This is a genomic window from Neptuniibacter caesariensis, assembly GCF_000153345.1.
GTDB classification, from domain to species: domain Bacteria; phylum Pseudomonadota; class Gammaproteobacteria; order Pseudomonadales; family Balneatricaceae; genus Neptuniibacter; species Neptuniibacter caesariensis.
On sequence record NZ_CH724125.1, the window covers coordinates 980,816 to 993,742 of the forward strand.

The 12,927-nt window shown below is 45.8% G+C and carries 17 protein-coding genes; 8 read left to right on the forward strand and 9 right to left on the reverse strand.

Going from position 1 to position 12,927, the window contains the following annotated elements:
- The first annotated feature begins 84 nt into the window (after positions 1 to 84).
- The 5 genes from MED92_RS04640 to MED92_RS04660 all read left to right on the forward strand — a co-directional run bounded on the left by MED92_RS04640 (position 85) and on the right by MED92_RS04660 (position 3,651).
- Positions 85 to 984: a DMT family transporter gene (locus MED92_RS04640; protein ID WP_007020341.1), complete on the forward strand. Its 900-nt coding sequence runs from the start codon at positions 85 to 87 to the stop codon at positions 982 to 984.
- The gene (locus MED92_RS04645; RefSeq protein ID WP_007020342.1) at positions 968 to 1,993 is read left to right on the forward strand and encodes a CobW family GTP-binding protein; all 1,026 of its coding nucleotides are present in this window, start codon (positions 968 to 970) and stop codon (positions 1,991 to 1,993) included. Before MED92_RS04640 ends, MED92_RS04645 begins: the two co-directional genes overlap by 17 nt.
- 84 nt (positions 1,994 to 2,077) lie before the next feature.
- On the forward strand, positions 2,078 to 2,566 hold the full coding sequence (locus MED92_RS04650; protein WP_007020343.1) for a hypothetical protein: 489 nt from the start codon (positions 2,078 to 2,080) through the stop codon (positions 2,564 to 2,566).
- 23 nt (positions 2,567 to 2,589) lie between these two features.
- The gene (locus MED92_RS04655; protein WP_007020344.1) at positions 2,590 to 3,180 is read left to right on the forward strand and encodes an SCO family protein; all 591 of its coding nucleotides are present in this window, start codon (positions 2,590 to 2,592) and stop codon (positions 3,178 to 3,180) included.
- A 12-nt stretch (positions 3,181 to 3,192) separates the two neighbouring features.
- On the forward strand, positions 3,193 to 3,651 hold the full coding sequence (locus MED92_RS04660) for a copper chaperone PCu(A)C (RefSeq protein ID WP_007020345.1): 459 nt from the start codon (positions 3,193 to 3,195) through the stop codon (positions 3,649 to 3,651).
- Between the two features lie 45 nt (positions 3,652 to 3,696).
- Here the strand turns inward: MED92_RS04660 and MED92_RS04665 are convergent, their stop codons facing one another.
- From MED92_RS04665 to MED92_RS04675, 3 genes are read right to left on the reverse strand one after another with little or no spacing between them, the layout of a single operon-like run.
- Complete coding sequence (locus MED92_RS04665) at positions 3,697 to 4,470, reverse strand: DODA-type extradiol aromatic ring-opening family dioxygenase (protein ID WP_007020346.1); 774 nt, start codon at positions 4,468 to 4,470, stop codon at positions 3,697 to 3,699.
- A complete protein-coding gene (locus MED92_RS04670; protein ID WP_007020347.1) occupies positions 4,467 to 5,405 on the reverse strand; it encodes a glutathione S-transferase family protein in 939 nt (312 codons plus the stop codon). Before MED92_RS04670 ends, MED92_RS04665 begins: the two co-directional genes overlap by 4 nt.
- 46 nt (positions 5,406 to 5,451) lie before the next feature.
- Complete coding sequence (locus tag MED92_RS04675; RefSeq protein ID WP_007020348.1) at positions 5,452 to 5,859, reverse strand: DoxX family protein; 408 nt, start codon at positions 5,857 to 5,859, stop codon at positions 5,452 to 5,454.
- Between the two features lie 98 nt (positions 5,860 to 5,957).
- Between MED92_RS04675 and MED92_RS04680 the strand changes: the two genes are divergently transcribed.
- Positions 5,958 to 6,851, forward strand: coding sequence for a LysR family transcriptional regulator (locus MED92_RS04680; RefSeq protein WP_007020349.1), 894 nt, complete (start codon positions 5,958 to 5,960; stop codon positions 6,849 to 6,851).
- Positions 6,852 to 6,946: 95 nt separating this feature from the next.
- Here MED92_RS04680 and MED92_RS04685 read toward each other — a convergent pair whose 3' ends face one another.
- From MED92_RS04685 to MED92_RS04700, 4 genes are read right to left on the reverse strand one after another with little or no spacing between them, the layout of a single operon-like run.
- Positions 6,947 to 7,237, reverse strand: a complete 291-nt coding sequence (locus tag MED92_RS04685; protein WP_007020350.1) for a putative quinol monooxygenase — start codon at positions 7,235 to 7,237, stop codon at positions 6,947 to 6,949.
- Between the two features lie 9 nt (positions 7,238 to 7,246).
- Positions 7,247 to 8,056 (reverse strand): SDR family NAD(P)-dependent oxidoreductase, encoded by an 810-nt coding sequence (locus tag MED92_RS04690; protein ID WP_007020351.1) that lies wholly within the window; start codon positions 8,054 to 8,056, stop codon positions 7,247 to 7,249.
- Between the two features lie 13 nt (positions 8,057 to 8,069).
- Complete coding sequence (locus tag MED92_RS04695; RefSeq protein ID WP_007020352.1) at positions 8,070 to 8,375, reverse strand: DUF1330 domain-containing protein; 306 nt, start codon at positions 8,373 to 8,375, stop codon at positions 8,070 to 8,072.
- A 54-nt stretch (positions 8,376 to 8,429) separates the two neighbouring features.
- Positions 8,430 to 9,455 (reverse strand): zinc-binding alcohol dehydrogenase family protein, encoded by a 1,026-nt coding sequence (locus tag MED92_RS04700; protein ID WP_007020353.1) that lies wholly within the window; start codon positions 9,453 to 9,455, stop codon positions 8,430 to 8,432.
- A 99-nt stretch (positions 9,456 to 9,554) separates the two neighbouring features.
- Between MED92_RS04700 and MED92_RS04705 the strand changes: the two genes are divergently transcribed.
- Positions 9,555 to 10,520: a LysR family transcriptional regulator gene (locus MED92_RS04705; protein WP_007020354.1), complete on the forward strand. Its 966-nt coding sequence runs from the start codon at positions 9,555 to 9,557 to the stop codon at positions 10,518 to 10,520.
- 44 nt (positions 10,521 to 10,564) lie between these two features.
- Here the strand turns inward: MED92_RS04705 and MED92_RS04710 are convergent, their stop codons facing one another.
- Complete coding sequence (locus tag MED92_RS04710) at positions 10,565 to 10,939, reverse strand: YybH family protein (protein WP_007020355.1); 375 nt, start codon at positions 10,937 to 10,939, stop codon at positions 10,565 to 10,567.
- A 104-nt stretch (positions 10,940 to 11,043) separates the two neighbouring features.
- On the opposite strand from MED92_RS04710, the gene MED92_RS04715 reads away from it, so the two are divergent.
- Positions 11,044 to 11,907, forward strand: a complete 864-nt coding sequence (locus MED92_RS04715; RefSeq protein ID WP_040661565.1) for a LysR family transcriptional regulator — start codon at positions 11,044 to 11,046, stop codon at positions 11,905 to 11,907.
- 1 nt (position 11,908) lies between these two features.
- Here MED92_RS04715 and MED92_RS04720 read toward each other — a convergent pair whose 3' ends face one another.
- On the reverse strand, positions 11,909 to 12,814 hold the full coding sequence (locus MED92_RS04720) for a LysR family transcriptional regulator (RefSeq protein ID WP_007020357.1): 906 nt from the start codon (positions 12,812 to 12,814) through the stop codon (positions 11,909 to 11,911).
- Positions 12,815 to 12,927 lie beyond the last annotated feature (113 nt).

Here is a 12,927-nt window from a genome sequence, read left to right on the forward strand (position 1 = left end):
TTAAAAAATAATTCTATTTTACGTTTCAACTCGATAGGAGTACTTTAGGCGCCTTCAAAATCTTGCATCAAACAACTTACTTCTATGCAGTCAAAAAAACTTCAAGCAGATCTGATGCTGCTACTGGTTGCCACTATATGGGGCTTTGCTTTTGTCGCACAACGACTAGGAATGGAGTCATTGGGCCCCTTTGGTTTCAATGCCCTTCGCTTTATGTTGGGTGCCTGCTCTCTTATCCCCCTGCTCCTTTTTGTCAAAGCTCCGGAATCCCACTGTAATAAAGAGTTGCTGAAAAGCGGACTTATTGCAGGAGGAGTATTGTTTGCAGGAGCTTCCTTCCAGCAAGCCGGGCTCGTCTATACAACCGCGGGGAATGCCGGGTTTATTACAGGCCTCTATATTATTTTGGTGCCGCTTTTAGGCCTTTTTATAGGCCAGACAACGAACATCAACACCTGGATCGGAGGGCTTTTCGCGGTGGGAGGCCTTTACCTACTTAGCTTTCAGGATCTCAGCGCGATCAATTTTGGCGATATTCTGGAATTGCTGGGCGCGGCATGCTGGGCAGCTCATGTGCTTATCATCGCTAAACTTGCCCCCAAACTAGATAACCTGCGTCTCGCCATTTCCCAGTTTGTTATCTGTGCCCTGCTCAGTGGGATTGTTGCGCTGTTTATTGAAGCCGACAGTTTCACAGTCGAGAATGCAGTAAGCTCCTGGGCACCGATTGCCTATGCGGGACTTATCTCAGTGGGTATCGCCTATACTTTGCAAATATTTGCACAGAAGCACGCTCCACCCGCCCATGCAGCTATTATTATGAGTTTGGAAGCCGTTGCGGCCGCCTTTGGCGGTTGGCTGATGCTAAATGAGCAGTTTAGTACTGCAGGCATAATAGGTTGTAGTTTGATGTTAGTAGGTATGTTGGTTTCACAACTTCCTGCGCTGGTAAAAAGAGAAAAACGCCGTGTCGAAACTGAGTAATATTCCAACCAATATCATTACGGGTTTTTTGGGCGTTGGGAAAACGACTGCAATCAATAGTCTGCTCAAGCAAAAACCTGAGGATGAGACCTGGGCTATTCTGGTAAATGAATTTGGCCAGATCGGTATCGATCAGGTAGCAATGAACACCTCTGATCAAGAGGGACTCGCGATAAAAGAATTGGTGGGCGGTTGCATATGTTGTGCTTTAGGACCGGCGCTAACATCAACATTGACTACGCTGATTCGCAGAACAAAGCCTGATCGCCTAATCATTGAACCGACGGGGGTTGGCCACCCTGCAGGTATTATAGATAGTCTGCAAAGTGACCAGTTCAAGAAGGTTCTGGATCTGCGTTCTGTTATCTGCCTGCTCGACCCTCGGGCATTGTCTTCTCCGGAGATAAATGATCATCCAACTTTCAGAGACCAACTCAATCTGGCTGACATTGTACTAATCAGTAAAACGGACTTGTGCGATCAAACCGAAGTGGAACAGGCACGAGAGTTCAGCGAATCCCTTTATCCTGCTAAACAACTTATAAAGGAGAACCGGGAAGCGGTATTAAATATCGAACTCCTCGATAGGGTTCGTACCGACAACCTGGTAAGCGAGTTCCCAGACGCCCATAGCCATGAAAAACAAGTAGCGGTTGAGCCTTCGGTTAGCACCACACCATCACTGATGTTTCAGATCACCCCCAGTAAGGGCCAGCCTCTGAGTAAAACCGGTACGGGTAACGGAATGTTCAGCTGCGGCTGGGTATTTTCCAGCGAAGACCGTTTTGTCAACCACAGGCTGTTTGAGTATCTGGACAGCCTTAACATGCAACGAATCAAAGGCGTATTTCACACGGATAGGGGCTGGTTGTTCTACAATCGTGTAGCAACAGAAACAGAGATTTCCGAAATTGCTTACCGACGCGATAGCCGCGTAGAGTTCATCAGTGAGCAGGATGAAAACTGGAACGCTATTGAGGCCCAAATAAAAGCTTTCTTGGCAAGTTAATGAACCTGCCGTGCGACAATTTGTCACTTCTTTTATGATAGCCGCAGCACCTACAATATATTCTGTACTCGGGATTAGACAGACATGACAGACCCAGCCAAGGGAAAAAACACCCTTCTCCTTCAAATTGCAGGCATACTCGTTGTGGTTGCAGGCCTGGGCTCTGCCCTCTATCTGCCAAAGCTGTTGCAGGATGCGCCCCCACAATCTCGTAGTTTGCCAACAGCCCCCAGGTGCGATTTGAATAATAGTAGCTGCTTAGCTCAGGATAAATCTCAATCGATCAGCCTGAGTATTGATACAGATAGTATTCACTCAGCTAAAGCTTTGCCTTTCATCGTTACATTGGCTGATATAAAAGCCGAGCAAGTAATGGTCGATCTGCAAGGAAAAGAGATGTTCATGGGGCTTAATCAGGTCATGATGAAACCTGTTCCGGGTACGGATAATCAATGGCAGGCTGATGTGACACTGGCCGTCTGTACAACAGGAACAATGACATGGGTCGCAACCATCAAAACCGAGGCCAACGGTGTTATCACCGATGCGGCATTTGAGTTTGATGCACAGTAGATAGCGGTGATCAGGGAATAATTATGAAGGCATTACGTAACCTCCTATTACTAACACTGATGATGTTAATCGGTGTCGCTGTCGCTTTTTATCTTCGCCCCCAGCCGGTCGAACAACGCATCGCGTTAGGTGAAAAGCTCGGCGGAGATTTTACGCTTCAATCTCAACACGGCGAGCTTAAACTAGAGGATTATCGCGGTAAGGTTGTGCTGTTTTTTATCGGCTACGCATCCTGCCCGGACATCTGCCCAACGGCTTTAGCTGTCGCGTCTCAAGGTTTACATGAATTAAATGAAGCAGAGCAAAACCAGGTAAGCGGTATCTTTATGAGTGTTGATCCCGATCGTGACAGCACTGAGAAACTCGCCAAGTATGCCGGCTTCTTCCACCCTAATTTTACGGGTGCAACCGCCGACAGAGAAACAATCGATAAAGTCGTAAAACAGTATGGTGCGTTTTATCGCATGGTTGATATGGATAACTCAGCGATGGGTTATGCGGTCGATCACTCTTCAAGACTTTATGTCATTGATAAAGAAGGCAACCTGGCCAAAGCATTGGTTCACGCGACCAACCCCAAAGAGCTGGCAGCAGAAATTCGCAACTTGTTATAACAAGGAACAGAGATGATCAAAACATGGTTTAACCGCGGTTTATTGGTTGCAGCAATGGCAACATCTTCAATGGCAATGGCTGAAGTCACTGTTAAGGATGCTTATGCTCGCGCCGTACCTCCAGGCCAGATGAACAGCGCATCGTTTATGATGCTTAACAATGATGAAGAAAAATCAGTATCTCTGGTATCAGGTAGCTCAAGCGTTGCTAAGGTTGTTGAGCTACATAACCACATAAATGAAAATGGCGTTATGAAAATGCGCCAGATAGAGAAGATCGATATTCCTGCCAAAGGTATGGCTCATCTTCAACCAGGCGGTTTGCATGTCATGCTGATCGGCCTTAAAAAAGACCTGATGGAAGGTGATAACATTGATCTGAACCTGGAATTTTCTGACGGTAGTTCACAAGAACTAACGATTCCGGTCAAGAAAGTGATGGGTGGAATGAAGCACCACAAACATCACTAATATCGCAAAGCTATTATTAAAAAGCCTGGCAAGTGCCAGGCTTTTTTACTTCCAGATGTAACTCTCCATTGATATTGCGTAATTGAGGATCTCACTCTCAAGTACAAGCGGCTCCTCGCTTCCTTCCGAAGCCCCAAGCGCAAAGAGCAATGGTGCGTAATGTTCCGCTGTTGGGTGAGCGCGCTTAAAATCGTTCGTGTATTCCTGCGGGTTCATAAGCTGACCCAATGCACGAGCCCGAACCTTACCTCTCACCCATTCTTGGAAACGACTAGCATAGGGAGCGACCTGCTCACTCCCCCTACGGATATCAAATAAGTTATGGGTAATACCACCCGACCCAATGATTGCAATCCCCTTCTCTTTAAGCGGGGCGAGCGCTTGGCCCATCTCATACAACGAACTCAAACTATGGGATTGATCCAGTGAAATCTGGATGATCGGTATATCCGCTTCAGGGCGTAAATGAATAAGAGGAACCCAAGCACCATGATCTAAACCATGGTTATCATCAGACACGGCACTTATTCCTGCACTCTTCAGACAAGTTTTTATCTCTTCAGCGCAGTTAACATCCCCAGTCGCAGGATATTCTATTTCGTATAGCTCCGAAGGGAAGCCACCAAAGTCATGAATAGTTTCAAGTTTCGAAGCAGAGCTGAGTTTAGTGCCATTGGTGATCCTGTGAGGAGATAGAATCAAAATAGCACGACAATGGTCAAAACATGCTGATTGCTCATTTAAGAGCAAACCGGCTCTCCCCGGCTCCACCGAGAACATCGGTGAGCCGTGACTTATAAACATGACAGGAGAACTCATACCCCCTCCTTAAGATATTTGAACCAGGGTAAATCAGGTCCTTTTGGCACAATGCCCAAAGGGTTCAGTGCTTTAATTGAGTAATACCCCGATTTAATATGGTCTATGCGGGTATTAACAGAAAATGCTTCAATCTGAAGCAGCCTTTCCAGATAGGCGCTTAGCGCCGGGTAATCTTCAATTCTCCGTACATTTGTTTTAAATAAAGAAAAATATGCAGGATCAAATCTAACCAATGTGACAAAAAGCCGTATATCGCATTCTGTTAACCCGTTAGCTAGTGCATATTTTTGATTAGTGAACAGCTCTTCCAATTGATCTAATGCAGCAAACACCTGATCCACTGCTTCTTCATAGGCCTGCTGGCTTGAAGCGAAGCCCGCTCGATACACACCATTATTCAGCGAATCATAGATACGCTCATTGAATCTATCTATCGCATCCTCAATCGCGGCAGGCCGCAAATCTATAGAAGACTGGTGCAAAACTCTCATATCCTGATTGAATATCTTCAAAATATCGGCAGATTCATTATTAACAATGCACTGACCCTTGTTATCCCATAGCACCGGCACAGTGGCTCTGCCTGTATAATCGGCTTGGGTCTGGGTATAAAGCTGATGAACATATTCAACGCCGGAATAACCACTTACTGTCGCCCCAGGAAAACCACCAAAGCGCCAGCCAAAATCAGTCAAAACCGGATTAACTACCTTGATGTCGATATGTTCTTCCAGACCTAGTAACGATCGAGCTATCAGAGTTCTCGTTGCCCAAGGGCAAATATACCCAACAATTAAACTGTAACGCCCAGACTCAATATCAGAAGCCCCCAGACGAGATGTAAAGCTACTGCTCTGACGTATAAAGCGACCTTCAGAATCTTTCGCCTGAACCGGGTCCCACTTACGCTGCCACTGTCCATTCACTAACATGTTATTTACCTCGTATCAGCCCCTGTAAAACAGAGGCTTACACAATTTATACCGCTCTACTCTTAAAAGGACTTTTTACAGCAAACGCACCATTTCCTAGCAGGCTTAAAGCCAGAGAGGTAAAGATTAAGAAGGCAGGATACTCCCAACCGCCACCTTGATTACTGAAACTCCAGCCATTTTCCGCATGAACTAGAAAAGTAGCCCCCAAAAGAATGGGCAATAGTGCGATGCTAACTAAACGAGTGAATAGCCCAAGTATCAATGCAGCCCCGCCAATCAGCTCAGCAGCAATTGCCAGATACCCTAGTCCTCCTGGCAAACCTAACGAAGCAAAGAAACCCGCTGTACCCTCTGGGGTAAAAACAAAAAGTTTTAATGATCCATGTGCCAAGTACATAACGCCAAGCGCAATACGTAAAACAGTTGCAGCATATTCATGAGTCTGTCGCATTTTCAAATTCTCCAAAAAGTGTTTGAAAAATTATCCGCAACAAAACAAAATCTAACAATACAAGCAATATTTAAAACAAAGTTTAATATTATTTAACAATGAATAAATTGAACCTTATGCAAGCCTATCTGGCCGTGTATGAAGAAGGCAGCTATACCGCTGCGGCGAAAAGGCTGGGAAAAACGAAAGCACTTATCAGCACTCAGATATCCCAACTCGAGGAACATTTACAGGTCAGCTTAGTAACCCGTTCAACTCGAAGCGTAATGCCAACAACAGCGGGGAAAAGCTATTATGAGCAATGCAGACAGATTCTCGATGAAATTAGTAACTTAGAATCTCGCCTGAAAGAACAGCATCACAGTCTGGTGGGGCAACTCAGGATTTCAGCCCCAACAAACTATGGTGAGCTGATTGTGATGCCTTTTATTTCGGGCCTGATAAAAAAACACCCTGACTTACGGATAGAGATCGTTTTAAGCGATAGATACGTAGACATTGTCAGCGAAGGGTTTGATGCAGCGATAAGGATAGGTAACCTTAGTGATTCTTCACTCATCGCAAATCAGGTGGGTCAGGTACAAATGCATCTGTGCGCATCAGCCGAATTCTTGGCTACTTTTGGAACGCCCCAGTCCATCACTGAACTTAATCAATACCCTTGTGTATTCGATAGTAATTACCGCCACAATTACTGGCAATTCCCTACAGCTCAAGGCGAAATTACAGTTACGCCGACACAGTCGATACGTGTTAACAGCGCAGTAGCAGCAGCTCAAATCGCCAGAAACCATTCCGTGCTCTCCTACGGACCTGATTTTGCGGTGGCTGAGTATATCCGTACGGGTGAATTAGTCACCTTATTGGATAATCAGTTCGATAATTGCCAACCTGTAAATATTATTTACCCACACCGTAAACACCTATCAGCCCGAGTAAGAACCTTCATTACAGAGTTCAAAGAGTATTTATCCGGAAAATACTCTGGTTGAGTTAAAGGCCATTGCTTAAACGACTAACCCAAGCCCTCAATTGCCCTTCTTGATACTCCACTGTATAGCCATACCATTGGCAAAACATTGAGTTATTAGCTAATTTCTGCCATCTCATTCACGGTAAAACTTTCAACTGCCCCTTCAACGGCTTTTAGGTATTCCTTGAGATGATTTGAATCCATGTGATCTCTCCACAGCTCACGACTCTCCCAATTTTCGAAAAACATAAAATGTGCCGGGTTTTCATTATCCTGATGAAGGTTGTAATTAATACAACCTGGCTCAGCCAATGTCGGCGGTATCAACTTTTGTAATTCTGTCGCTAGCAACGCTTGCTTGCCTGGTTTAGCGAAGATATTTGCCACGATGGTTAGCTTTGCCATGATTGATCCCTAAAGTTTTAGCTCTGTTAAAATATTTTTGATTGCGTCCACTACCGCCACCGATTTGTGTTGGTCCAGGGCATCAATATGTGGATCTGCAAAGTGTCCCGCATCATTATCAAAATACTGCCCTGAACATTGCTGATATTTATCATCTAAGGCTAGTGCAGTGAGGATATTCACACCGATTGAAATATCATTGCCTGAGACACCGAATCCCTTCTGTACCATATTTGTCCCCAGCATAGATCCTGGATTTACAGCAATGACCGCAGGCCCAGCAGTCAGACTTTTAGCCAGAACGCGCGACCACATAGTGATTGCCAGTTTGCTTTGCGCATAAGCATTAAAATCCTGTTCGACACTGACCACCCCCAGCAATGCTTCCAGGTTGACCTCCGATTGAGCAGCTGAGGAGAGATTGATTACACGCCCCTGATTACCCAACATAGGCAACAACTTTTCGGTCAGAAGATAAGGCGCTACTGTATTTACAGCAAAGCGAACATCTAATCCGTCTGAGGTAATTCTCTCTTCTGTTTTGAAAATTCCGGCATTATTGATCAGCACATCAATATGAGTCTGCTCAGCTTTTACCTTTTCTGCGAAGCGAACCACATCAGCCATAACCGATAGATCAGCCTGATAGCAGCTTACCCCGCCTGAGCCTTCAACCTGTTTCAGTTTGTTCTGTGCCTCTGCTAATTTCTTTTCGCTTCGACCATGCAACAGAATATGATGGCCCTCTTCAGCGAGCCTTAACGCCGTCGCTAAACCAATGCCATCGGTAGAACCTGTGATAAGGATTGTTTTTGTCATGCCCACTCTCTCCTTAACCAATAAGGTCATCTTTACCTTCGATTAAGAAATGTTCGCTCACCGAACCCTGTGTACGAGCCTCTAAATGAGGCTGGTAACCGGGATCATTCATAAAATCCACCGCTGCATCACGGCTTGGCCATTCGATAAGAATACGTAACACCGCACTCGATTCAGTCCCTTCAAGTTGCTCATGACTACTGGTACGGGCCAGATAACGGCCACCATACTCTTGCAAAATCGGCAGGGTCTCTTTTACGTATGCTTCGCCCCAATCTCCTGATGTAGGTGTCACCGCAAGCACAGAATAAAAAGCCATCTTACTTTCTCCTTTAAAACGGTGAAGCAGTTTGCCCCACCGCACTCACCCGTATCAGAAACCTTCGAGAACGATCTTTCCGATAGACTGACCGGCTTCGAGCTCTGCATGAGCCGCTTTCAGGTTATCTGCATTAATTTTACCCAGATGCTTACCTACCGTAGTTTTAATATGCCCCTGGTCCAAGAGATCAGCGACGGCATTTAGCAAATTGCTTTGCTCTATCATGTCATCCGCCTGGAACATGGAACGCGCGTACATAAACTCAATATGCAGCGATAAGCTCTTAGGCTTCATTTTCAAAATATCCAGTGGCTGTTCAGGGTCATCGATCATTGCAATCCGCCCGAAGGGCTTCAGCATCTCTATGTAAGTATCGAAATAAGAGTCTGTTGCATTCAAACTTGCCACATGTGAAAGCTGCAGACCGAGTGCTTCTATCTGTGGCGCAAGTGGCTGGCGATGATCAATAACATGATCAGCCCCCAGATCAGTTACCCATTTTTGCGAACCTTCTCTAGAAGCAGTTCCAATAACAGTGGCCCCGGTCAATTTCTTCGCTAATTGCACGAGGATTGAACCTACTCCACCAGCAGCGCCAATAACCAATAGAACCTCATCGGTTTTCTCAACTTGCCCTACGGTTTGTTGTTTTAACTGTAGATGCTCGAACAGTAGTTCCCAGGCGGTAATAGTTGTGAGTGGCAGAGCCGCTGCTTCTGAATCGGATAGACTTGTTGGCTTACGGCCAACAATTCGCTCGTCGACCAGTTGGAATTCAGCGTTACTGCCTGGGCGAGTCAGATCACCTGCATAGTAAACAGCGTCACCCGGTTTAAAGTTTGTCACCTGTTCACCGGTTGCAACTACTTCTCCCACTGCATCCCAGCCGATCACTTTATAACTACCATCTTCAGACGCCATACGTTGGCGAATCTTATAATCAACCGGATTTACAGCGATGGCTTTCACTTTAACCAACAGATCTTTTCCAGTGGCAACCGGCTGATCCAGTTCAATATCAATCAGGGATTCAGCCTCAGTAATAGGGAGTGATTTCAGGTAACCAATCGCTTTCATTTTCTTTCTCCAATTCAGTTCGGTTGACCTAAAACGCTTAGGCCGCAACATTGAAATGAAGTTTAGATCTTGATTACACGCCATTAAACAGCATAATAATTGAATCATTATCAAATTATTTTTGAGAATATGCTTCTAGAAGATCTTCAGGTAGTACTGGAAGTCGCTAAATTACGTAGCATCACTGCAGCGGCAAATAATCTTGATATGCGTACAGCGACAGCAAGCGCAGCGCTCAAACGTGTTGAAAATGCGCTGGGGGTCGAACTGTTTGCCCGAACGACTCGGCAGCTTCGCCTGACTACAGCCGGAGAGAAATACATTCCCCAATGCGAACAAGCACTGCAAATGCTCGAACAAGCTAAACAGGGCTTGAAGCATGAGTTAGATATTATCGATGGCGAATTGAGAATTGCGATGCCATCGGATCTTGGCAGAAATTTACTCACTCCCTGGCTGGACGAGTTTATAGATGATTATCCTGCCCTGACCCTGAGCACCCATGTTAGTGACAGTAATATAGACTTCTATCGCGACAGGATAGATATTGCACTACGCTATGGTTCCCCTTCAGACGCAAACCTATATGGATTCAAGATCTGCAATGTGCCAGGGCTGCTCTGTGCAACCCAAAGCTACCTTGACCAGTACGGCACGCCTGAACACCCCCATGACCTGGCCAGCCACAATGGACTCTTCTACCAGCTTCACGACGTTATTCATGATATCTGGACATTCACTAAAGAGGGTCAGAGTTACAAAATAAAAATGAGTGGCAACCGTGCATCGAACGATGCTGATCTTGTCCGGCGCTGGGCGGTTACCGGAAAAGGGCTAGCGGTTAAATCCTGCCTGGACCTGTCAGATGATCTATTAAACGATCGCCTGGTGAATGTAATGCCAGAATACAGCCCCAGAGTGACTGAGCTCTGGTTAATCTGCCCCACCCGCCAATCGATTACACCCGCAGTTCGGTTGCTCAGAGACCGTATGAAAGAGAGATGTCAGGAAGTTTTGCAGAAACTTATAGATAAAGGAGTTTTGGACAATCACGTTTTGGATTAGTAGCTAGAGCCCAGACTCTAGCTAGCACAGCGTTCAATTGAGGGTTATCGTTCCCCTTGAACCTCAAATTCATCGCTGATCAATCTGGCTTGTCCATCCGTTTCAATGATCCAGTGCTCGCGATGCACGACCCCAAATGCTTTATTCATCGTCCAGCTCGAACTCAATAAGTAGCCCCCCTCATCAACGGCTTCCCATTTCACATCAGTATAATCTACGTCGGCAAAACCCTGATCCATTATGTTTTGCCAAAAAGCCTGAATCTCGTCCCTACCCGTAAATGTACCGAAAGGTTTTGCCTGCATAACGGCATCTTCGCAATACTGGTTTGCACAACCTTCCGCATCCTGATTGTTAAAAGCCATTTGCCAACGACGAATACCCTCTTCACATACAGCTAAAATATTTTGCTCAGTCATCTTTCAAATCCTCTTGGTCATTAATGGGAAGAAGACTAAACTGGGATTAATCGCAGAAAAACAAACTATAGATAACAGACTGTTCTGTTTTTACGGACAAATAAATGAATCAACTCAGACATATGTCTGTCTTTGCCCACGTTGTGGAGAGCGGCTCAATTACTGCAGCGGCGGAATCATTAGGGCTTTCAAAATCGGTTGTCAGCCAGCATCTGAAAACTCTTGAAAATGAACTCGGACTGACGCTCCTCAAACGCACCACTCGACGCCAGCACCTTACCCCCGCGGGCCAGACTTTTTATAGCCATTGCAAACGCCTGAACGAGGTAGCAGATCAAGCCTGGCATGAAGCTCTGCAGGTTCGTAAACAGCCAAAAGGTCGGATCAGAATCACCGCCCCCCATGCGCTAATGGATTCGCTTGTTGTCCCGGCAATAGAAAGAGTTCTGCAAGAGTGCCCTGAGCTCATTCCTGAATTTGTTAGTAGTGATGCTCAGTTGGATTTAATGACAGAAAAGATTGATCTGGCAATACGTGTTGGCGCATCGAGAGATAGTAGCCTGAAACAACGCCGCATCGGAGAATTTAGGGATATACTCTGTGGAGCTCCAGCCCTCAGTGAAGCCCCGTTTGGCGATCACCACTATATTGCAAACGTCTGGGAAGGGAAGAGAATCACATACCAGATGACAGACCCTGATGGTAACAAAATGGACTTTGAAAGCATGCCGAAGTGCATAGCTAACTCCTTTCACACCTGCCTTAAGCTTATTCGCTCAGGATCCGGCATAGGCCTGTTGCCAGATTTTATCGTCAACGAGAAAAGTTCGGGGCTTAAGCCTCTGTTTCCGGGGTACAAACTCCCACCAAACCCAATCTACGCTTTACATAGCTTCGACAAAGAACTCCCCATCAACGTACAGGTATGTCTGAACGCAATTGAGCAAGAACTCGCATCCAGTAACTGAGTTAATGAAATTCGCAGCACTGCTCAGCGTAGGTATCACTTAAGATATCAATAAAAGCGCTGATCTTCCGGGGCACATATCTTATGTTAGGGTAGATGGCATAGATACCCACATCCCGGTAGATATGGTCCTGTAAAACCGCTACCAACTGCCCTTGCTTGACTTGCTCCCGCACCAGATAAACCGGCATAAACGCTATACCCATGCCCGATACTGATGCCTCTCTTAACGTAACTAAAGAGCTGGCTTCAAATCTTCCCTGTACTTTGACTTTCCCGGGTTTACCACCCGTAGTTACAGGCCACTCATGGGGGCCTGTTTCCTGATAACTAAACTGGAGACAGTTATGTAACGCCAGGTCATCTATTGCGGAAGGAGTGCCATGGGTCTGTAGATAATCAGGAGAAGCATAAGCATACCAGCGTGACTCAACCAACCGGCGTGCTCTCAGAGACGAATCTGAAAGCGTTCCGGTTCGGATAGCAAGATCAAACCCGGAAGAGACCAGATCCTGAAAGCTGTCTTTGATGATCATCTCTACTCTCATGTCAGGATATAAGCGAAGATATTCATCGATCACTGCAGGTAAAAAATACTGGCCGGAGATCATCGGCGCGGCTATACGCAGGAGCCCCTGAGGCTGCTCTGCATGCTGAGATACGGCTCTTTCCGCTAAAGCGACACTACTTTCTAATTGCTGGCAGTGACGGAAGAATTCCCTTCCCGCTTCCGTGAGATTTAACTTGCGTGTGGTTCTAATCAACAACTGAACGCCCAGGTGCTTTTCCAATCGGGAAATATGCTTACTCACTACCGAACTGGCTACGCCTCTCTGCTCAGCTACAGCTCGGAATGATTTCAGTTTAACGACCTGAGCAAACAGCAGCATATCATCAAGGTTGTTCATCAGCAGCCTATTAGTAAACTTATGGAATCAATTAAATTCGATTAGACACTCTAATTTAATTATACCCGTTAGGCTAACCTGTACAAAACCATAATAACCAAGAGCAAATCGAC